General features: G+C 63.7%; 15 protein-coding genes and 1 pseudogene. 14 read left to right on the forward strand and 2 right to left on the reverse strand.

Going from position 1 to position 20,277, the window contains the following annotated elements; translation table 11 throughout:
- Nucleotides 1–11: 11 nt before the first annotated feature.
- A pseudogene (locus LFT43_RS09495) lies at nucleotides 12–167 on the forward strand (hypothetical protein); the annotation flags it as partial.
- A gap of 425 nt (nucleotides 168–592) precedes the next feature.
- Nucleotides 593–1,729 carry an App1 family protein gene (locus LFT43_RS09500; protein ID WP_395802612.1) on the forward strand — a complete coding sequence of 379 codons (1,137 nt, stop codon included), beginning with the start codon at nucleotides 593–595 and terminating at the stop codon, nucleotides 1,727–1,729.
- Between the two features lie 390 nt (nucleotides 1,730–2,119).
- On the opposite strand, the gene LFT43_RS09505 is transcribed toward LFT43_RS09500, so the two are convergent.
- A complete protein-coding gene (locus LFT43_RS09505) occupies nucleotides 2,120–2,959 on the reverse strand; it encodes an MIP/aquaporin family protein (protein ID WP_395802614.1) in 840 nt (279 codons plus the stop codon).
- A gap of 415 nt (nucleotides 2,960–3,374) precedes the next feature.
- On the opposite strand from LFT43_RS09505, the gene LFT43_RS09510 reads away from it, so the two are divergent.
- Nucleotides 3,375–4,766 (forward strand): Nramp family divalent metal transporter, encoded by a 1,392-nt coding sequence (locus LFT43_RS09510; RefSeq protein ID WP_395802616.1) that lies wholly within the window; start codon nucleotides 3,375–3,377, stop codon nucleotides 4,764–4,766.
- A 136-nt stretch (nucleotides 4,767–4,902) separates the two neighbouring features.
- Nucleotides 4,903–5,802: a diacylglycerol/lipid kinase family protein gene (locus LFT43_RS09515; protein ID WP_395802618.1), complete on the forward strand. Its 900-nt coding sequence runs from the start codon at nucleotides 4,903–4,905 to the stop codon at nucleotides 5,800–5,802.
- A 250-nt stretch (nucleotides 5,803–6,052) separates the two neighbouring features.
- Here LFT43_RS09515 and LFT43_RS09520 read toward each other — a convergent pair whose 3' ends face one another.
- Nucleotides 6,053–7,948, reverse strand: a complete 1,896-nt coding sequence (locus LFT43_RS09520) for a BTAD domain-containing putative transcriptional regulator (protein ID WP_395802620.1) — start codon at nucleotides 7,946–7,948, stop codon at nucleotides 6,053–6,055.
- Here LFT43_RS09520 and LFT43_RS09525 point away from each other — a divergent pair.
- The 10 genes from LFT43_RS09525 to LFT43_RS09570 all read left to right on the forward strand — a co-directional run bounded on the left by LFT43_RS09525 (nucleotide 7,887) and on the right by LFT43_RS09570 (nucleotide 20,120).
- Complete coding sequence (locus LFT43_RS09525; RefSeq protein ID WP_395802622.1) at nucleotides 7,887–8,543, forward strand: peroxiredoxin; 657 nt, start codon at nucleotides 7,887–7,889, stop codon at nucleotides 8,541–8,543. The two genes, LFT43_RS09520 and LFT43_RS09525, sit on opposite strands and share 62 nt — an antisense overlap.
- A gap of 126 nt (nucleotides 8,544–8,669) precedes the next feature.
- A complete protein-coding gene (locus LFT43_RS09530; RefSeq protein WP_395802624.1) occupies nucleotides 8,670–10,784 on the forward strand; it encodes a putative bifunctional diguanylate cyclase/phosphodiesterase in 2,115 nt (704 codons plus the stop codon).
- A gap of 304 nt (nucleotides 10,785–11,088) precedes the next feature.
- Nucleotides 11,089–12,261: a sugar ABC transporter substrate-binding protein gene (locus LFT43_RS09535; protein WP_395802626.1), complete on the forward strand. Its 1,173-nt coding sequence runs from the start codon at nucleotides 11,089–11,091 to the stop codon at nucleotides 12,259–12,261.
- Nucleotides 12,261–13,796 carry a sugar ABC transporter ATP-binding protein gene (locus tag LFT43_RS09540; RefSeq protein WP_395802628.1) on the forward strand — a complete coding sequence of 512 codons (1,536 nt, stop codon included), beginning with the start codon at nucleotides 12,261–12,263 and terminating at the stop codon, nucleotides 13,794–13,796. The genes LFT43_RS09535 and LFT43_RS09540 overlap by 1 nt, the downstream gene beginning before the upstream one ends.
- Nucleotides 13,793–14,767, forward strand: a complete 975-nt coding sequence (locus tag LFT43_RS09545; RefSeq protein ID WP_268021816.1) for an ABC transporter permease — start codon at nucleotides 13,793–13,795, stop codon at nucleotides 14,765–14,767. Before LFT43_RS09540 ends, LFT43_RS09545 begins: the two co-directional genes overlap by 4 nt.
- Nucleotides 14,764–15,654 carry an enoyl-CoA hydratase/isomerase family protein gene (locus LFT43_RS09550; protein WP_395802630.1) on the forward strand — a complete coding sequence of 297 codons (891 nt, stop codon included), beginning with the start codon at nucleotides 14,764–14,766 and terminating at the stop codon, nucleotides 15,652–15,654. Before LFT43_RS09545 ends, LFT43_RS09550 begins: the two co-directional genes overlap by 4 nt.
- Nucleotides 15,641–16,879, forward strand: a complete 1,239-nt coding sequence (locus LFT43_RS09555) for a CaiB/BaiF CoA transferase family protein (protein WP_395802632.1) — start codon at nucleotides 15,641–15,643, stop codon at nucleotides 16,877–16,879. The genes LFT43_RS09550 and LFT43_RS09555 overlap by 14 nt, the downstream gene beginning before the upstream one ends.
- Nucleotides 16,880–16,904: 25 nt before the next feature.
- Nucleotides 16,905–17,603, forward strand: coding sequence for a GntR family transcriptional regulator (locus tag LFT43_RS09560; protein WP_395802634.1), 699 nt, complete (start codon nucleotides 16,905–16,907; stop codon nucleotides 17,601–17,603).
- Nucleotides 17,600–19,009 (forward strand): amidase, encoded by a 1,410-nt coding sequence (locus tag LFT43_RS09565; RefSeq protein ID WP_395802636.1) that lies wholly within the window; start codon nucleotides 17,600–17,602, stop codon nucleotides 19,007–19,009. Before LFT43_RS09560 ends, LFT43_RS09565 begins: the two co-directional genes overlap by 4 nt.
- The gene (locus LFT43_RS09570; protein ID WP_395802638.1) at nucleotides 18,999–20,120 is read left to right on the forward strand and encodes a ring-opening amidohydrolase; all 1,122 of its coding nucleotides are present in this window, start codon (nucleotides 18,999–19,001) and stop codon (nucleotides 20,118–20,120) included. The genes LFT43_RS09565 and LFT43_RS09570 overlap by 11 nt, the downstream gene beginning before the upstream one ends.
- Nucleotides 20,121–20,277: the final 157 nt, after the last annotated feature.

Below are 20,277 nucleotides of genomic sequence, written 5' to 3' on the forward strand. Positions count from 1 at the left end.
CGGTCCACCACGGACCGTACCACCGCATGAACGAGGCATACAACGCGATCGATGTGTGGATGGCGACGAATCATAGGGAGTCTGCCGGGCACTCCTGGGAGATCTACGGAGATCCGACACCCGATCCGGCCCACACCGAAACGACGGTCGTGCACCTGCTGAAGTAGGAGTCAGTGAGAGCCGTCCAGCCGCAAGGCAGCACCCAATCGCCCGTTCGCCAAACGCCGCGACTCAATTCGCGTGGAATACCCACCGAGAGATGCATCGCGCCGCTCCCGCATAAGTGTTTCGAATCCGTCCTGTCGGATGGGCTCAGATGCCCGGGTGGAGGTGCCGGACGGGGCTTGCAGATTCCAGGAGGGAGGCGAGGTGAAGGATGGTGGACCCCCTGGGGTGGGAGCTTCGGAAGAAAACAGCGCGGGGGTTGGGGAACTGGCCCGTCTGCCGCAACGCATGGCGCCGAGTTTCTCGTTGGCCGCACGAAATCGCCAGCCGCTGGCAGCCGCCCCCAAGGACCTTGTTCCTGGAGACGGAGCCCAGGCAGACGGCCCAAGGAACCGTCAGCCATCTTCTGCCATGCGAGACTGGACGCATGTGTCCTCGTCCTGTGAATCCGCGCACTCAGTCCGACCGCGTTGACGGCGGCGGTCCGGCGTCGAGCGGCGAGGGCCGCCATCTCGCCCTCAGGCTCGACGACGCCTGGCTCAGGTTCCAGACGCGCCTCGCGATCCGGCGCGGGCGAGTGGAGACCGTCATCCCGTACACCGGATACGGCACCACTTCCTGGGTCCGGGTGTTGGCGCGCGTTGTCCGCAGTGAGCAGCGGGACACCGGAAGCGGTGCTCAGGCCGGTGCGCTCAAACCTCTGAAGGATGGCATGCGAGGCTGGCGCAATTTCACGAGTGCGCCCGTGGCACACGCCCGCGTGCACGTGACTATCGGAGGCACCGTCCATGATCTCGAAGCCGACCGCGGAGGCGTAGTTGACGCGCGTATCCCGGTAGCCCTCGACGCCGGCTGGCATACAATCACCCTGCAATCCGGGGTCTCCTGGATCGTGGAGGCTCCAGTGCAGATCGTCGCTGACGACACAGACTTCGGTGTCGTCTCCGACATCGACGACACCGTGATGGTGACGGCGCTGCCCCGTCCATTCCTAGCCGCCTGGAACACTTTCGTACTCGATGAGCACGCGAGGACCCCGACGCCGGGCATGGCGGTGCTGTACGAGCGGATCGTTAGGACGGTGCCTTCGGCACCCGTGGTGTACCTGTCGACCGGACCCTGGAACGTCGCACCGACGCTGTCGCGGTTCCTGTCCCGCAATTTGTATCCCGCGGGTCCTAAGCTCCTCACCGACTGGGGGCCCACCCCAGACCGCTGGTTCCGCAGCGGCCAGGAGCACAAGAGGACCTCTCTGGAGCGTCTCGCGGAGGAGTTGCCCAGAGTGAAGTGGCTGCTGATTGGCGACGACGGACAGCACGACGAGGCCATCTACGCAGATTTCGCCCAACGCCATCCGCGGAACGTCAAGGCCATCGCGATCCGCCAGCTCTCCGTCGGCGAAGCGGTGCTCGCGGGCGGGCGGTCGAAGTCCGGAGGTCAGCCAACCCCCGGGATCCCCTGGATTTACTCTCCGGACGGTGCGGGGATGTCGGCCCAGCTTGAGCAGTTGGGCATCATCGGGAGCAGCGTCCGATCCGCAGACGTGCTGGAGGAATCCGGCTGAGGAGCAGTTGCCGGAAGGGACCGATCCGGCTTTGCGCGAACGGAATCACGTGCTCGGGTGAGAAGAGCAGCTTGCCGATGATCGGGCGTGGACTGGGCGTCGGTTTTATGTTGTAAGACAATAGCCCGCTTTGGCCGCAGGCGAATGCGACGCGCGGGTCATCGCCCGGGAACCGGACGAACAAATATCTGGCAGAGCGTTGGCCGTGCGGAACTCTGCACTGTCCGCCCGAGAGACGAAGGCAGGCCAGCGTTCCCTTCCCCGCCCAACCTGATGCTCGTGCCGATTGCCCGGGAGGCAGGCCGGGGGCTGGAAGGATGCCGACGTGGCCCGTTTGTGCGATCCCGTTGACGATGGTTCTCAACGGTCGTGCCGAGGGCCGTTGGACGTTCATCGCTCTGCGGTGGGAGTGCTTTTGCCTTGGGCTGCTTTGGCTGCGGTTGGTCCGCCTCCGGGGCCGCGAAGAATGTAAGCGGCGCCGACGGCGAGGAGCATGCCGACAGCAGGGCCGAGTATGTAGATCCACAGGGTGTTGTAATCGCCTGATGCGAAGGCGGGCCCGGCGGATCTGGCGGGGTTCATGGAGGAGCCGCTGACAGGACCGGCCCATAAGCCTGCAAGCACGATATAGGCGCCGGCCGCGAGGGCTGAAAGCGGTCCGATGCTTTGCGCTCCGGACGCGGCGCCCAGGATTGTGCTTACGAGTCCGAGCGTCAGCAGTACTTCGATGATCAGGGCTTGGCCGGGGGTGAACCCGTGGGAAGGGTGGGTGCCTCCGAGGTGGTCCTGCAGGCCGAAGGTTAGACGGAGAACGACCGCGGCGGTTGTTGCACCGGTAAGCTGCGCGAGGATGTAACCCGGAACCCGCCTCCACGGGAAGTCGCGACGCAGAGCGAAGGCCAGGGTGACCACTGGATTGAGGTGGGCCCCGGAGTTCGTGCCCATGAACAGGATGATTGCTGTGACGGTCAGGCCTGGAGCGGTGACGGCGGCGACCCGGCCTACGGCTCCACCGGTGTCTGAATCGATGATGTCTGCTCCCGCTGCGGCAAGCACGAGCAGGAATGTTCCGAACGTTTCGCTGAAAAGCCGGCGGAGTTCATGGGCAGGGTCGTTGAACTCGTCCACTTGGGCGCGCTGGTCCCCGGAAAGTCCGAGACCGGGCAAATGATCGTTCTCCCGTGACAGGTCCGCTTGGGCTCGCGAGCCAGCAGGCTCCGGGTCTGCCATTAAAGGTTCCCTCCCGTTCCGTGGGGGCCACAACGGCAAATTGCGTTGTCGATGAGTTCGTCATCTTCGATCACTCCCAAAGATCGGCGCAACGCACAGAGCCGCGGGGGTCCGTGTGTCGCACCTGATGGAATCCACAGCGGCTGCGCCGCCAACGGAACCAGAGACGGTTGCCGCGATGGCCGGAACGGTCTCATGGGGTCAGTTAACCCGCCCGAAACGTTTCTGCAAGAGCGCGGAACATCCGCAGCGACTGCTCGAAATTTGCGGGACACCATGGGTCTCCGTCGCAGAGTCCGGCCGGCGATCGAGGCTGCTTCTGTAAACATCGAAGGCCTTTTGCCCTAAGCTAATCAATGACTGGGGATAATAAGCATGCTTAGCAATCAGTATAGGCGAAGAGCAGGAGAACAAAATGAGTGCTGTGGATTCCACTGAACCTGAATCCCGCGAGGCCCCAGCGAGCGACTCCAAGCCGGAAAATTCTTCCGGCGGGGATCAGGGTCCTTCGGGCGCGAAACGCTCGCCCGTCCGGCGATTCCTTGGGTTGCTCGGTCCGGGCCTGGTCACAGGCGCAGCCGATGATGACCCCTCCGGAATCGCGACCTACGCCCAGGTTGGAGCAACCTTCTCCAACGGAATGCTCTGGACCGCACCGGTGACTTTGCCGATGATGATGGTGGTCCAGGAAATCTGCGACCGCACGGCCTTGGCCACCGGAGACAGCTTGGGCAAGCTAGCTCGCCGGAAGTTCTCCCGCAAACCGCGGGTGGTGATCGCAATCCTCATCGTGGCGCTGCTGGGGGCCAATACTTTGAACGCTGCGGCGGACCTGATGGCGATCGGGCAGGGCATGGAACTGTTCGGCGCGGGCCCGGCTCAGCTGTGGAGCGCGATCGCCGGAGTCGGCATCGCCCTCGTCCTTGTCGCCGGCGGCTTCGCCATCATCGCGAAGGTTTTCAAGTGGCTCTGCTTGGCACTCCTGGCTTACGTCGCGGTGCTATTCGTGGCCAAGGTGGACTGGGGCGACGTTGTGGCAGGCCTGTTGGGTCTGCAATTCCGGTTCAGCTGGGATTACTTGGGCCTGATCGTCGCGGTCCTGGGAACCACGATCTCCCCGTACCTGTTTTTTTGGCAAAGCGCGCACCGGATCGAGGAGCTCCGGGAGGATGACCTCGGAGGGGATCACGCCGTCGGGCTTGACGACAACTCACCGGCCGGCGCTCAGCGCAAGCTCCGAAACGCCCGCGCGGACGTGTTCATCGGCATGTTCTTCTCCGTCCTGGTCATGTTCGCCATCATTGCGGCCACCGCGGCGACCCTGGGAAAGAACGGCACAGACATCAAGACCGCCGCCGACGCCGCCAAGGCCCTGGAGCCCATCGCCGGTCCCGCTGCCAAATTCCTCTTCGCCGCCGGGTTCGTCGGTTCAGGGATCCTCGCGGTCCCGGTCCTGGCGGCCTCGGGCTCCGCTGGCCTGGCTGGCCTGCTCGGCAAGAACTGGGGTTTTGATCGGCGTCCCAGTCAGGCACGCACGTTCTATGTGCTGCTCGGTGTGGGAACCATTGGCGGTGTCATCATTAGCCTCTTCGACTCCGACCCCATCGGACTGTTGGTTTTGAGTGCCATCATCAACGGGATCGCAGCCGCCCCGTTCCTTTTTGTCACCATGCTCATCTCGAGGGACAAAGACCTCATGGGCAACTACCGCAACGGAAAACTCGCCGCCACCCTCGGCTGGACCACGACCGGGATCATGGTGGTAGCCGGCGCTGTCGGCATCTGGACCACAGTCACCGGGACATAGCGGGGGCTGAGACCCTGTTACTCGCTCCCGGCCCCTTCGTCGGAGGCGCAGTGGAGAATGGGTTTTCGATGTTCCGGTGGCGATGCGGCCGGGGCGCAGGATTTTCGGGCATCACGAGTAAATATCTGGAGCGGCAATGAGTTCTGCAAGGATCTTTGAATCAATCGTCATCATTTTCAATCCCAACAGCACCGGTGACGCACGCAAGCTGGCTGAGCGTCTCCACGGCGAACTGGAGGATATCCTCAGCTACGCGGTGGACATCAGGCTCCAGCCGACCGGTCATGCCGGTCATGCCGTCGAGCTGGCTCGGGATGCTGTCCGCGGTGGCGGGGACGTGCTGGTAGTCTCTGTCAGCGGTGACGGTGGCTATAACGAGGTCGTCAACGGAGTGATGCAAGGCGGCAATCCCAGGGCCGTGTGTGCGGTGCTGGGGGCGGGAAATGCCAATGATCACCGGCGAAGCACCGGCACCCAGCCGCTAGGGGAAGCGATCGCCGGCGGCACGGTGCGGAGCATCGATTTGCTGCGCGTCCACACGGGCGAGGGGCCGGACTCGCCCGGGGAGTACGCGCACTCGTATGTCGGTTTTGGGCTGACGCCGGTGGTGGCCATGGACCTGGAAAAGGGCGGCAAGGGGGCCCTTAAGGAAATGGTCTCGGTGATGCGGACCTTCTCGAAGCTTGAGCCCTTCGAAATACGCCAGGCCGACGGCAAGCGCCGCAGCTTGGACAGCCTCGTGCTCGCCAACATTGCGGAGATGGCGAAATACGCGACGCTCAGCGACGCGGACGAGAAGCTCTCAGACGGAAAATTCGAAGTGATCGTCTTTGCCCACATGGCAAAGTGGCGGGTGCTCTTGACGGCGCTGCGGGCCGCCACGACGGGTCTGGGGGGCCAGCCCAGCGTGAGCAGCTACTCGTTCACCACCCTCAAACCCCTCGCCTACCAGATCGACGGTGAAGTGAAATCCGTTGACGCGAACATGCTGGTCAGGATCGAGTGTGCCCCTGCGGCCCTCTCCACGCTGGGATAAACAAAGCACCGCCCGGGAAACCCATAGCCATAAGGAGAACCGATGGAGCCTGAAACTGTCCGGCCACAACAGGTGCAAAGCCCGTAACCAACGACCGCCGCCTGGAACGGCGAACTGCAGCAACTTCAACTGTTTCTGCGCTGCCCGAAGCTCCTCCGATGCCCCTGCGTGGGCTCGGTGGCACCATGCGCGCATTCGTCTGCCATCTTTTTCGACTTCTTACCCAAGGTGCTGGCATATAGGGGACCGCCTAGCCGGCAAGAGACTCTCCGCTCGTCATTAGCGATCTCTGTGCTGCTCGGGCCAGGCAGCGTTGCTCGTCTTGGCGCCTGCCGAGTTCGGCGAAACTATCTGCCGCCTCCCGAAACAGGGCGATGGCTTGATTCTCGTGACCCTCTGCGCGGCGCAGGATGGCTCGTGCTTCCCAGAGTGCGGCGTGCCATGGGCCGCCAGGCCACATGCCAGCGAGCTGTTCGGCTTTAGCGAGCCGACGGCGGGCGGCGTCCAGCTTCCCTGCCAGAGCGTAAATCCTCGCTGCGGCCACTTGGTAACCCATCGAGCACGGCGGGCAGACGCTCCTACCGGCCAGAGCGGCGTCGGCTCGCTCGATGATGTGGACCGCTTGCATCGGAGATCTGGCGGCCTCAGCGAGCACTTCGTATAGGCGTACAACGAGGTGTGGCTCAAGCCATGTGGAAGCGGCGGCAGGCAAGGTGCGACTGGCTGCCCGGGCGGCCTCCTCGGGCCGATCCTGCGCGAGGTCAACCTCAGCCAGTCGTTGCAGGGTCACGATCTCGCCGGCGCGGGCCCCGGCCCGCCGGTGCAGCTCAAGCGCGGACTGGAGCAGGCTGCGGGCGTCGCCGAGTTCACCGGAAAACAGGGCCGCCTCCCCAAGCAACAGGTCGGCGATGGCCTGGCCACGCACCGAGCCCGCTCGCTCGGCGATCGTGCGTAGACGCACTACTCGCCGCACAATGTTCCGATGCCCGTCCGGCCCGCACAGGCAGAACTCAGCGAGGCACAGCTGTGCGTCGAGAATATAGCCTGAGCGCACAGAGTCGTGTCGGGTGAACTCCACGAACTCGTCCTCGAACACCTCGGGCCAGCGGTTCTGCATGTTCGCCGCGATCGCCAGCACCGCGCTGGTCTCGCCGATCTCTCGGCCCAGGTTGGCTTCCATGGCCAGCTCCCGTGCACGCCGGGCGTATGAAGTGGCTTCGATGAGGTCGCCGCTGTTCAAGGCGATGAGTGCTCGCGCCAACGTGGCCCGCGTGCGATTCTCCGCACGATGGCTGTCCTCGGCGATGGCCTTCTCGTAGACTGCCACCGTCGCCGCCCCTGGGCCGACGCCCAAGTCGGCGCGCAACTGCCGACAGAGTCGCTCGAACTGGCGGATCGCGCCTTGGCGATCGCCGGCGTCGAGCGCGCGAACCATGATCGCGCGGTGGGCGTCCTCGTCCGTTGGCTCGGCCTTTACCACGTCGTCCCACCGAGCTGCGGCTTTGAGCAGACTCAGGTACAGCGTGTGCAGCCGATCGCGGGGGTCCTCGGCCCACGCGGCGAATCGATCATCAGGAAGCAGGTCGCCTCGATACAGGGCGAGCACCTCGGCCGCCCCTGCTGAAGACGCGAGCGCGGCGCGCCCGCCCGCTTCGAACCGCTCCGCGTCAATGGAGACCTCGGCGTCGGGCAGTAAAACCAGCAGGTCCCCGTGCGCCTGCACGGCGTCGGACGAGCCGAGCGCAGCGCGCGCGAAATGCATTGCCTTGCGTAAGTTCGAAGCAGCAGCTTGTGCGCCGAGATCGGGCCAGAGCAGATCGGCTACGACGTCTCTGTGCAGCCGGTGCCCTTCCGCGAGGGCGAGGATCTTTACAAGCCCGGCGGCCTTGGTGCGTTTCCACGCGTCCCCTGGAACCGCCCGGCCGTCAACCACGACACGGAACGCGCCCAGCATGACGACGGCGCACGTCTCCATGCCCTCATGGTAGCCGGGGGAACGGTCGGGGAACAGGGTCGCCTTACTGTCGGAAGTGACGGCGAGCCAATTGGCTCCGTCATCACATCTCAACGCCCAGGAGGACATGATGGGACTGCAACTCGGTGAGATCGCACCCGATTTCTCCGCCAAGACTACCGCTGGAGACATCCGCTTCCATGGCTGGCTCGGAGACGCATGGGGAGTGCTGTTCTCGCACCCGAAAGACTTCACCCCGGTCTGCACGACCGAGCTCGGCTATATGGCCAAGATCAAGCCCGAGTTCGACAGACGCGGGGTCAAGATCATCGGCTTGTCCGTGGACTCGACAGCTGATCACGAGCGGTGGGCCACCGATATCGAAGAAACGCAGGGAACTCGCCCCAATTACCCCGTGATCGGCGACGAGGACTACACCGTGGCGAAACTTTACGGCATGCTCCCGGCAGCGACGTCCGGGGATGCCAAGACACGCACGCCCGCGGACAACCAGACAGTCCGCAACGTGTTCGTCATCGGGCCGGACAAGAAAATCAAGCTGATCCTCGTCTACCCCATGACGACCGGACGCAACTTCGACGAAGTGCTTCGCGTGATCGACTCGCTTCAGCTCACGGCGAAGCACCGGGTGGCGACGCCGGTCAACTGGAAGCAAGGGGAGGACGTCATCATCGCCGGCTCCGTCCCGAACAGCGAGGCCCGGGAGATCTTTGGCGATTGGAAGGAGCCCAAGCCTTACATTCGGATCGTTCCGCAGCCGGCGTGATTGGCTGGATCTGACCCCGGTTCAGCCGCCGGTTCGTCACGTATGCCGTAGGCTGGCGGGACTTCAACATTGGTTATGTCCACGCCCACGTTTGAACCGCGGCGTGTGACCCACTGGGGGGACCAAATGATTGACAAGACAGCTACACGTAAGCCAGCGGACCGGAGCCGCGCCGAACCGGCGGCGACGCAGCCGGCTGAAAACGACCCCGAATACCTCGCGGTACAGTCCGACGCCGATGTCCGCACTGCTAGGCGCAGCCGGGTGGCCTCCTTGGTGCTCGTGCTGGTGCTGCTCGGCGTCGCCCTCTTTGCCGTCTGGTCCTCCCAGTCCACATCCTCGGCGGCCCGTTCGGCTGATCTCGCGAGCAAGCTGTCTGATTACTATGACCAGGCCGATCGCGCAGTCACGGCGGAGGAATCACTTGAGCGAAAGTACCGTCTTGAGCCCGGTCCGGGCGTGCGGGCCGATTACGACGCAGCCTCCGCTGATCTCAAGAAAGCGCTCGATCTCGTGGCCCGGAACGGGGACCAGGGCGACCGGGAGCAGGCGTCGCGGGTAAGTGCGGCGCATCAGGACTATCGCTCGTCGATCAGCCGCCTGTTCGACGCCGTCGATAGACGGGATACTTCGCTTGCCCTCAAAATCGACTCCAATGAGGTCGACCCCAAGTTCGTTGCTATTGCGGAGGCTGTTCATTCGGCGGACGGTAGCCACCATGAGACTTCGTTGTCCCAACTGACTCAGCTCCGGCATCTGGAGGAGCTTCAGGGCTGGCTGACCCCGTGGGTTTTCCTGCTGGGGCTGCTGCTGGCCTTGGCGACGGCCTCGGTCACGCGGGGTCATCGCCGGCTCCTGGACGAGGAACGGCGTCGGGCGTTGCACCGCTCACTACACGATGCGCTGACTGGGCTGCCGAACCGTACGTTGCTCTTCGAGCGTTGCAGGCGGGCGCTGGCTGCGGCCCGGCACACCGGCAAGACCGCGGGGCTCTTGCTGATCGATATGGACAGATTCAAGGAGATCAACGACACGTTCGGCCACCACTACGGCGACGAGTTGCTGAAACAGGTCGGCGCACGGCTGCGCTCGGTGCTGACGGGAGGCGACACGATTGCCCGACTCGGCGGGGACGAGTTCGCCGTCCTGCTCCCGGACGTCACTGATGTCCTGGCGGCCACGGACGTCGGCGCCAAGTTGCGGGACGCATTAGAGACGCCGTTCCTGATCGACGGCGTTGCCCTCGATGTCGAAGCCAGCGTCGGGGTGGTGCTCTCCGGGGAGCACGGGACAGACCCGACGACGCTGCTGCAGCGGGCAGACGTCGCGATGTATGTCGCCAAGGCCCAGAACCTCGGCGTTTTCGCCTACGATCCGAGCACGGACGGGCACAGCCCGGCCAGGCTGGCCCTGCTCGGAGACCTGCGTCGCGCTCTGACCGCGAACCAGCTCGTGCTTGACTACCAGCCCAAGATCAGCCTCGGCGATGGGGAAATCATCGGAGCCGAAGCCTTGGTCCGGTGGCAACACCCCGAGATAGGACTCATCTTCCCGGACGGCTTTATTCCGCTCGCCGAACACACCGGCTTGATTGGACCCCTGACCAGCCACGTGCTGGACTCCGCCCTCGCACAGGCCCGGGCCTGGATGGACGACGGGCGTCCTTTGCCTTTATCGGTCAATCTGTCGGCCCGCAGCCTGCTCGATGACAGCCTGCCCGAGCACGTTGCCGATCTGCTCGCAATACACGGGGTACCGCCCGAACTGCTCGAGCTTGAGATCACCGAGAGCGCGCTAATGGCTGAACCTGCACGGGCCCAGCGGCTGCTCGAAACGCTCGCATTGATGGGCGTCCGGCTCTCCATTGACGACTTCGGCGCAGGGTATACCAGTCTGGGACAGCTCAAGAACCTGCCCGTCACCGAGATCAAGATCGACAAATCGTTCATCATGAATATGACAACGCAGCCCAGCGACGCCCTGATTGCGCGCAGCGTCATCGACCTGGGCCATAGCCTCGGACTGACCGTCCTCGCCGAGGGCGTCGAGACCGCCGAGATACTTTCGGATCTGATGACGTTCGACTGCGACGTTGCCCAGGGGTTCTATTTCTGCCGCCCCGCGCCCGCAGCAGCATTCGATGCCTGGCGGGCCTCGTACTCGGCGGGCACTACCGTCGGCCGTGTGGAGCTTCGCCCGGTTGACGAACCGGTCGAAGGCATGGGAGGACTACCGACCTGATCCCGGGGACGTCCGAGTAACGGGCGACCCACGTGTCGAATGGTCCCCTCCGGTTGGAACAGGCACTGGCCCAATCTTGCTAAGACCTCGCGGAGTTCGTGCGCCGGTTCCCGCCGCGCCGGTGACCCGGTGCTGTGCCGATCCTGTGGCGGGGCCGTTCGCGCGCTGAAGCCTTGAGGGTGTACTGCGGCGCAAAGTATTCATGGAAAATTGTATACAGTAGTCAAAAGACGGAGTAGGGTGATGCATATCACGCAGCATGGCTGGCCGCCCCGCTGCCCGAACACACACTGAAGGAACTGCGATGACGCGCACCACCCGATTCAGGGCACTAACACTTTCCCTGGCCGCCATGACGCTCGTGGCACTGGCAGGCTGTTCCGAGGGCGCCAGTACGGCCACGTCCGGTACGCAGAACCCTGCCATCGATACCACCGCGGTGAAGGCCGTCATCGACCAGGCTCAGGCGGCCCCGTCGTTTTCCCCACCGGGTCCGGCTTTCGATGCTTCCAAGGCCAAGGGGAAAGTCGTGGCCAACATCAGCTTGAACAGCACTGTTCCGTTCAACCAGATTGTTGACGCAGCGATGGGAGACGCGGGCAAGGCTGCCGGAGTGAAGGTGGTTCAGTTCACCAACCAGGGACAGGTGTCGCAATGGATCCAGGGAATGGACAGCGCCATCGCCCAAAAGGTCGATGCGATCGTGCTGGAAGGCTCGCCTGACCCGAAGCTGCTCGGACCGCAGATTGCTGCGGCTAAGGCGGCAGGGATTCCCGTCATCAGCACTCACCTCTACGACGAGTCTTACATCGGTTCTGCAAAGAAGGATCTTCCTGATGTGACGGCGTTCGTGGACGCCCATCACTACCGCGCGGGGACACTGATGGCCGACTATGCGATTGCGCAGTCCGGTGGTCACGTGAATGCCTACTTTGTGGCGTCCAATGAAGTCCAGCCCAGCGCGGGTATAGCGTCCGCGTTCAGCGATGAATTGAAAGCCCGTTGCCCCGACAGTTGCAAGGCCAAGGTCGTGAACATCCCGATTTCGAACTGGGCGACCGACGTCCCCACCCAGGTCCAGGCTGCCCTGCTCAGCGATCCGACGATCAACTACGTTGTCCCGGTGTTCGACGGAATGACTCCGTTGCTTGGCACTGGCATCACCCAGGCGGGTAAGACGGATAGCGTCAAAATTGTTGCCTACAACGGAACAGCTTCGGTACTGAGCATGATCCAGGCGAAGAACCTGGTCGCAGCCGAGATCGGCGAACCCCTCGAGTGGCTGGGATGGGCCAACATGGACCAGGTCCTTCGTGTCCTCACCGGGACGGCTCCGCTTGCCAGTGAAAAGACTCCGTTGCGGCTCTTCGACGCAAACAACGTCAATGAGACGGGAACACCCGCGAACCAGAAGGATGGCTACGGGGATCCGGCGAAGTTCCAGGACGGATACAAGACCCTCTGGGGCGTGAAGTAATGTCAGCCGTTCTACAGATCAGCAATCTCGCCAAGACCTTCGGCGGAGTCAAGGCCCTGCAGGGGGTCGACCTCACGGTCAACGCCGGCGAGATCCACGGGCTTCTGGGTCAGAACGGTTCCGGGAAATCCACGCTTATCAAGGTGCTCGCCGGGTTCCACGAACCGGATGCCGGTGGCCGTTTGCTGGTGAACGGAAGCGAAGTCAGGCTTCCGCTTGCCCCGGGAGACTACAAGGCGCTGGGGATGAGGTTTGTCCACCAGGATCTAGGTCTCATCTCCAGTCTGAGCGTTCTCGAGAATCTGTTTCTCGATGAGATCTCTACTGGGAACTCTGCGGGCATCCGCTGGAGGTCCTGGCGCCGGACCGCCAATGAGCTGTTCAGGAAATACAAGGTCGAGCTTGATCCGTCCGCCCTGGTCAGCACGCTTCGGCCTGTCGAACGGGCGCTGCTGGCAATTGTCCGGGCCGTCTCCGGTGCGCCCCGCAACGGTCTTCTGGTCCTTGATGAACCCACGGTGTTCCTGCCGCAGGACGACACGGAGATGCTCTTCGATCTGACTCGCAACGTCGCCGCAGGCGGGGCCGGGGTGTTGTTTGTCTCCCACGACCTCGAAGAAGTGAAACGCCTTACGAACCGGTTCACCGTATTCCGGGACGGCCGCGTTGTTGGCAACGGCGCGACGGAGCAGACCAGCCGCGAAGAGTTGGTCAAGTTGATCGTAGGCCACGAACTCGAGGCCGTGTCTCACCGCAGTGCCGCCCAAATCGCGGCCACCAAGCCAGTCGCGGTCATTGACGGGCTCAAGGGTGGCCTCGTCGCCGAGGCATCCTTCGCCGTTCATGAGGGAGAAATCCTCGGGGTGACAGGTCTGTCGGGGTCCGGCTTCGAGGATCTTCCCTACATTCTGTTCGGCGCGGCCAAAGCCGAGACCGGGACCCTGGCCTTGAACGGATCGGTTACGCGTTTGCGGGGCCAAAACCCGACCAGCGCTTTCCGGTCAGGCATGGCGCTTGTTCCGGCCGACCGGCCTCGGGACGGGGCGATTCTTTCCCTCTCGGTCCTGGACAACGTCAGCATGCAGACCATGGACCAATTCCAGAAGGGCCCCTTCCTGCGCCGCTCCCGCATGCGCGAGGAGGCCAGGAAGGTCCTTTCCGCCTTCCAAGTACGGCCCAATGATCCGACCCTGCCGTGCTCAAGCCTGTCCGGCGGCAACCAGCAGAAGGTGCTCATGGCCAAATGGCTACAGACCAGACCGTCACTGCTGATGGTCCATGAGCCGACACAGGGCGTCGACGTCGGCGCCCGCGAAGAAATTTTCAGCGTATTGCGGTCAGCGACCGCAGAAGGGATGGCTGTATTATGCGCGAGCAGCGACCACGAACAACTGGCATTGATCTGCGACCGCGTCCTGGTATTCAGGCAGGGACGGATCGTGGCGGAATTGACCGGAACCCACGTGAACAAGGAAGAGATCTCGGAGCAGTCGTACGCAGTGGACCAGGAAGCCCAACCGGCGGAGGCCTCATGACCCTTCTCAAAGGCGGGGGTCGGCTCAGCCTGGTTCAGCGCATCGCACTGCCCGGTGCGTGGCTACTGCTGATCATAGGTTTCGGCATCGCAAACCCCCATGTCTTCCTGACTCCGGCGACGTTCCAGACGATGTTCGGCTCCCAAGCTGTCCTCCTGGTCCTGACATTGGCCTTGATCGTTCCCCTCACCGCCGGCGACTACGATCTTTCGGTCGGTGCGGTGCTCACGCTGTCGGCCATGATGATCGCCATCTTGAACGTCCAATACGGCTGGCCCATCTGGGCTGCAATCCTGGCTGCCCTGGCGATGGGACTGCTGGTAGGTTTCCTCAACGGCGTCATCATGGTCTTCTTCGGGATTGAATCCCTGATCGTCACCCTCGGCATGGGTACTTTGCTTGGCGGAATTACCCTCTGGGTCAGCAACTCCGCAACCATTTCGGGAATCTCCCACACGCTGGTGGACTGGGTCATCGTCAAACGCTTTGGCGGCATTTCCTTGGCTTTCTTTTACGCGATCGGCCTGTGCGCCCTGCTCTGGTGGATCATGGAATACACCTCCATCGGACGCCGCCTGCTCTTCGTTGGGCGCGGCCGGAATGTCTCCAAGCTCAGCGGCGTCCGCGTCGGACGGGTACGGGTTGGCGCGCTGATGGGGTCCTCGACCCTGGCTGCAGTTGCGGGAGTCCTTTACGCCGGAACCTCAGGCGGCGCTGATCCCACCTCGGGCACGAATCTCCTGCTTCCCGCTTTCGCAGCGGCCTTCCTAGGAGCGACGAGCATCATGCCCGGCAGGTTCAATCCGTGGGGGACCGCCATCGCCGTGTACTTCCTGGTCACCGGAATCACCGGGCTACAGCTGATGGGGATCCAGTCCTACGTCCAGCAGCTCTTCTACGGCGGTGCCCTGCTCGTAGCGGTCGCCTTGTCCCAGCTGTCCCGACGCCGGGTTCCATTGGACAACGGATGATGCCCGTCATCGAAGGCGCAAAGGATCTGCTCGCCGTCCTCGACGCAGAGCCTTCGGCTGACACCGTGGAGGACATGATCGCAGTCCAGACACTGGCGCTGGGGAACAAGACCGCCGTCGTGGTCACGCTCACCCGCCCGGCCCAACACAACGCCCTGACCCTCGCTGGCTGGCAGCGCCTGGGCGCAGTCTTCACCGATCTACGCGATGACCCCGCTGTACGGGTCGTCATCGTGAGGGGTGCCGGGGGACGAGCCTTTGGTGCGGGCGCCGACATCTCGGAGTTCCCGGCAAAGCGCCTCGGGGCCGCCGCGGCAGACCGGTACAACGCTGCGATCGCCGTGGCCCTGCATGTGATCCAGTCAGTGCCCTTCCCGGTGATCGCCATGATCGAGGGCTTGGCCGTCGGCGGCGGATGCGAACTCGCAACCGCCTGCGACATCCGCTTGGCCAGCAGCGGCTCCCGTTTCGGCATTCCGATCGGCAGGCTCGGGGTGACCCTCGGGCTCACCGAGACACGCGCCGTCGTCGGCCTCATCGGGGCCGCCAACCTCAAATACCTTGTCTACAGCGGTGCCCTCGCCACGGCGGAACAGGCCTTGGCCTGGGGGCTTGTCCAAAAGGTCGTCGAGGCCGGGGAACTCAGTGCTGAAACCGCCCGCCTGGCATGGAACATTGTCGAAAGCTCAGAGGTCACTGTCAGGGCCACGAAACAAATAACGGCGCTCGCCGCCGACCCAGCGGTCACGGATGGGCATGAACTGATCCGGGAACTGCACGCCCAGGCCTACGAGGGAAACGATCTCCGCGAAGGAGTCGACGCATTTCTCATGGGCCGGACCCCGAAATTCACTGACGGAAGGATCCCCGCTCATGGCCGCGCTTGACGGTTTGAAAGTAATTGACCTTACTCGCTACCTTTCGGGCCCGACGTTGACGATGCTCCTTGCAGACCTTGGGGCCGACGTCATTAAGGTCGAGACCCTCCCGACAGGGGATCCGGCCCGCCAGTCCGGCCCGTTCCACGGTGATGAAAGCGTCTACTATCTGGCGTCGAACCGCAATAAGCGTTCGTTTGCCGTGGACCTCCGACAGGCTGAAGGCCGGGACCTCCTGCTGGGGCTCATCGATGACGCCGACGTTTTCGTCCAGAACTTCCGTCCGGGGACGGCCGAACAGATGGGGCTGGGCGCCGAGGTGCTCCGGGCCCGCAATCCACGGTTGATCTACGTCAACATCAGTGGATTCGGCACGAAGCCGCCAGGCGACGCACTTCCCGGATTCGACCAGACGGCACAGGCGATGTCGGGACTCATGAGTGTGACAGGGACACAAGAGACCGGGCCGCTGCGCGTCGGGATTGCCATCAGCGATTCAGCCACGGGCGTTTTCGCGGCTGTCGGCGTCCTGGCTGCCCTTCACGAGCGCGACCGGACGGGCTCGGGCTCGGTAGTCGAATCCTCGCTGATGGAGTCCACGCTGACGCTGATGTCCTATCAAGCCCAGAAGTATCTCAGCCTCGGAATCATCCCGGGACGTGACGGCAACGATCACCCGATCATGTTCCCGCAAGGGACGTTCAAGACCCGGGATGCCTCGGTGACCCTCGCATCGGGCAACGAGAAGATGTGGCGGCGCCTCTGCACGGTGCTGAACCTGGATGGTTTGGCCGAGGACACCAGATTCGCCGACAACGCAGGCCGCATGGCCAACCGCGTCGAACTCCGCCGTCTCATCGAGGATGCACTGGCAACACGGGGCGCGGAAGAGTGGATCCCGCTCATCAACGACGCCGGCATCCCTTGCGGGCGTGTGCTGGACCTGGAGCAAGCTCTTAATCACCCGATTACCGCGGCTTTGGGCATGGTGCAAACCGTTGAGCACCCGGAACTGGGTACCATGAAAGTGCTTGGCCAGGCTGTCAAGGTCCAGGGAAGCGAAGATGGCTGGCTGCGCCGCCCCGCACCGATGCTGGGCGAACACACGGTGGAAATCGCGGGGGAACTTGGCGTCCCGACGTCGGAAATCACCCGCCTGATTGAGGCCGGCATCATCACCGGTCCGGTCCACGTCCACCCGGACCCGGACAGGGCCAGCAATGGCGGACTATGAACCCGACACACGATCAGGAGACACCATGAGTGCTGAAGCAACGGTCCCCGGCACGAGCAAAGTCCTGGTCCCGACCATGGCCGACGCCGTCGTCCAGCGGTTGAGGGCCCTGATCGTGTCCGGCGAATTCCGGCCCGGGGAACGGCTCGTTGAGGAACGGCTGTCGGAAATGTTCGGCGTCAGCCGGCCGCCGCTGCGAGAGGCCTTGCGGATACTTCAACGGGACGGGTTGGTCCAGAGCCTTCCCCGGCGAGGCTTCATCGTCATCCCCATCACGGCCGAAGACGTCCGGGAGATCTATTCGCTTCGCTTCGCGCTGGAGCGGATGGCCGTGGAATTGGGCATGCCGGTCTTGGACCCGAACCGGCTTCAGCCCATGCGCGATGCCCTCGAAGACATGCGCGCCGCGGCCGAAGAAATGAACGATGAAGCAGCGGTCGAGGCCAATAGCCGTTTCCACGCGGCGTTGGTCTCCCTGCCGGGCCACAAACGGCTTATCGACACCTACGAAGGACTCCGCCTTCAGCTTGAACTCTGCATGGGGTACAACTTGAAATTCCGTGAACAGATGTTTGGTGACCGCAAAGACATGCACCCGCGCCATGCCCAACTGCTGGAAAGCATCGAGACAGGCGACAAGGAAGCTGTTCTGTATGAGATCGCCCATCACGGCAATGCGTCTCTCCTTGAAAATCTCGATGATCTGATTGGCACTGGAGGGTGACCACCACCCCGGTGACCCTGCGGGATCTCACCGCGCAGGTGCGGTCCGGCCAGTTGGCGAATGACGCCCTTGTGAAGGATGCGGTGGACCGGATCGAACACCGCAACGGCACGCTCAATGCCCTGGTCTGCAGCCGGGGCGCCGATGCCCTGGCAGAAGCTGTTGCATCGGACAGGACAGGCCGCCCGCTTGCCGGCATCCCGTTCACCGTGAAGGACATGCTCGCGACGGCAGACCTGCCGACGACCTGCGGATCCAAGACTCTCGAGGATTGGAGCGCGGGAGCCGACGCAACTGCCGTGGCAAGAATGCGTGCGGCAGGTGCCATCCTGATGGGCAAGTCCAACTGTCCGGAGTTTGCCCTGGGCGTGGACACGACAAACGGGTTGTTCGGTAGGACGTTCAATCCGCTCGGAGAGTGGACGCCCGGAGGATCCAGCGGCGGTGAAGCCGCCGCGATTGCCTCCGGAATGTCACTGGTGGGCCTCGGCAGCGACTACGGCGGCTCGATCCGCTGGCCGGCGCAGTGTGCTGGTCTCGTCGGTCTGCGTCCAACCGTGGGACGCGTGCCCAGATCGGGGGAGCAGCCAACCCTTCCCGGCGCAGATCCGCTGGGAGTGGAGGCATTGTCCTTCCAGGACGCCGTCCAGGTCATCGGCCCGCTGGGCCGGAGCATCGATGACATGCACACGGTGCTTTCGGTGATCAGCGGTCCAGACGGCATCGACCCGATCGCCGTCGATGAACCGCTGGGAGACTACCGCGAAGTGGACCCGCGCGACATCGAAGTCCGCTGGGGTACCCACATCGGAAACGTACCGGTGGACCACGAGGTTGTGCGAACCGTCCTTTTCGCGGTCGAAGCACTCATGTCATCCGGAACGCGTGTCCAGGAGGGCCTGCCCGAGGCGGTCAACGATGGGCTTCAGGTCTATGACCTGCTCCGTGCCGCGGACGCCATGAGCACCATCGCCGCCCTCAATACTGCACGCCCAGGACTCATTGGTGCCCCCGTTCGGGCCATGCTGGGAAGCCGGACGGAACCCGGCCGAGGCGAACGGGCCGCGCTGTGGGAACACCGGAGCCAGATTATCGCCAAGCTTCGTCAGTGGCTCATGGGGGAGCGGGCCCTCATCCTGCCGGTGAGCGTCGACGTCCCGCGGGACCTGCGGGGCAACGTAGGAAACTTCCACTTGCTGGCCCCCAGCCGGGCCATCAGCCTCTTCGGCTTCCCGTCCTTGTCCGTGCCCGTCGCAACGGCCCAGTCGGGAGCGCCCATCTCCGTCCAGATCGTCGCGCCGCCTTTCAGGGAAGATATCGCACTCGCGCTTGGCGCGGCGCTGGAACAGGCGTCCGAATGGGAGCGCACCACAACACTGAGGAACAGGATCCCGGATGCGAACTGACGTGCACGTATGCCAGATGCGAACCCCCGCCGATGTCTCGGAGATCGCCGAGCTCTTCGACGCCGGAACCATCGATCCCGCGGACGTCGTCGCCGTCGTGGGCAAGAGCGAGGGGACCGGCCTCGGCCGGGACGTCGGCCGGGAGACAGCCGATCTGGCGATCCGGACCCTCCTCGCCCAGCGGACCGGATGCAACCCGGCAGAGATCGCCGACCGGGTCTGCATCGTGCTCTCCGGCGGCAGTCCCGGGGTGATCACCCCCCACGTTGCCCTCTTCACACGGACGGCCGACCCCGCGCCTAAACCCGGCAGCAGCAGTCCGCGCCTCGTCGTCGGGTTGTCCCACTCCGAGGAAATCCTCCCCGAGGAAGTCGGGCGGATGGGCCAGATCTCAAAGGTCCGGTCTGCGGTCAGCTCGGCCATGAAGGATGCCGGGCTGACGGATCCGTCCGATGTCCATCTGGTCCTTGTCAAGGCCCCGTCCCTGACCACCGAGTCGATCGCGGATGCGAACTCCCGTGGCCATGAAACTGTCACCAGAGATGTCTCCATCGGACCTGAGGGGGCCATCTGCTACTCCAACGACGGATCCGCGCTCGGCGTTGCTCTCGCCTTGGGCGAGGCAACCGACGATCAGGTACACGACTCGATGGTCCGCAGGGATTGGTCCGTGTACTCGGACGTCGCCATGACTTCCTCCGGGGGCGAGAAAACCCACGCCGAAGTCCTGTTGCTGGGCAACTCCACCGGCTCTTCCAGCCCACTGCGCATCGGCCACCGATCCATGCGGACCATCATCGACGCCTCCGCGGTGGGCGGCGCCCTCGAATCCGCCGGCGTAGGACGAGTATGCGACGTCGGTGAGACGTCAAAAACTGTTGTCTACGCCCTGGCTAAGATGATCATGCCCGAAACAGCCGAGCTGGACGGCCGGCGGATCACCATGCTCGACGATCAGGTGGGATACCACGTCGCCAAGGCAATGGGCGGCTTTCTCCTTGCCTCCCTGACAGGCCATACCACTGTCTTCGTCAGCGGCGGTGAGCGGAATTCACATCAAGGTCCTCCCAATGGCAACCCGCTTGCCGTGATTGTCAGGACGACTGAATAGCGCAACCGACGCTGTTGCAGTCCTTTCTACTACGCACTGGCCCCATTTTCCGAAGGAACCGATATGAACTCGCCAGAAAGCGATAATAGTCCCGAACCCACCTGCTACTTGCAAGAGCGAGCAAACGGTGGCCCTCCCACGCGGCAAGACGGTTTCG

This window comes from Arthrobacter sp. FW306-04-A (assembly GCF_044358315.1).
Taxonomy (GTDB): Bacteria; Actinomycetota; Actinomycetes; order Actinomycetales; family Micrococcaceae; genus Arthrobacter.

Excerpts from the sequence above, each read along its gene's own strand:
- LFT43_RS09500 (WP_395802612.1), top strand. The coding sequence starts at position 593 with ATGTGTCCTCGTCCTGTGAATCCGCGCACTCAGTCCGACCGCGTTGAC.
- LFT43_RS09505 (WP_395802614.1), bottom strand. The coding sequence starts at position 2,959 with ATGGCAGACCCGGAGCCTGCTGGCTCGCGAGCCCAAGCGGACCTGTCA.
- LFT43_RS09510 (WP_395802616.1), top strand. The coding sequence starts at position 3,375 with ATGAGTGCTGTGGATTCCACTGAACCTGAATCCCGCGAGGCCCCAGCG.
- LFT43_RS09515 (WP_395802618.1), top strand. The coding sequence starts at position 4,903 with ATGAGTTCTGCAAGGATCTTTGAATCAATCGTCATCATTTTCAATCCC.
- LFT43_RS09525 (WP_395802622.1), top strand. The coding sequence starts at position 7,887 with ATGGGACTGCAACTCGGTGAGATCGCACCCGATTTCTCCGCCAAGACT.
- LFT43_RS09520 (WP_395802620.1), bottom strand. The coding sequence starts at position 7,948 with ATGTCTCCAGCGGTAGTCTTGGCGGAGAAATCGGGTGCGATCTCACCG.
- LFT43_RS09530 (WP_395802624.1), top strand. The coding sequence starts at position 8,670 with ATGATTGACAAGACAGCTACACGTAAGCCAGCGGACCGGAGCCGCGCC.
- LFT43_RS09535 (WP_395802626.1), top strand. The coding sequence starts at position 11,089 with ATGACGCGCACCACCCGATTCAGGGCACTAACACTTTCCCTGGCCGCC.
- LFT43_RS09540 (WP_395802628.1), top strand. The coding sequence starts at position 12,261 with ATGTCAGCCGTTCTACAGATCAGCAATCTCGCCAAGACCTTCGGCGGA.
- LFT43_RS09545 (WP_268021816.1), top strand. The coding sequence starts at position 13,793 with ATGACCCTTCTCAAAGGCGGGGGTCGGCTCAGCCTGGTTCAGCGCATC.
- LFT43_RS09550 (WP_395802630.1), top strand. The coding sequence starts at position 14,764 with ATGATGCCCGTCATCGAAGGCGCAAAGGATCTGCTCGCCGTCCTCGAC.
- LFT43_RS09555 (WP_395802632.1), top strand. The coding sequence starts at position 15,641 with ATGGCCGCGCTTGACGGTTTGAAAGTAATTGACCTTACTCGCTACCTT.
- LFT43_RS09560 (WP_395802634.1), top strand. The coding sequence starts at position 16,905 with ATGAGTGCTGAAGCAACGGTCCCCGGCACGAGCAAAGTCCTGGTCCCG.
- LFT43_RS09570 (WP_395802638.1), top strand. The coding sequence starts at position 18,999 with ATGCGAACTGACGTGCACGTATGCCAGATGCGAACCCCCGCCGATGTC.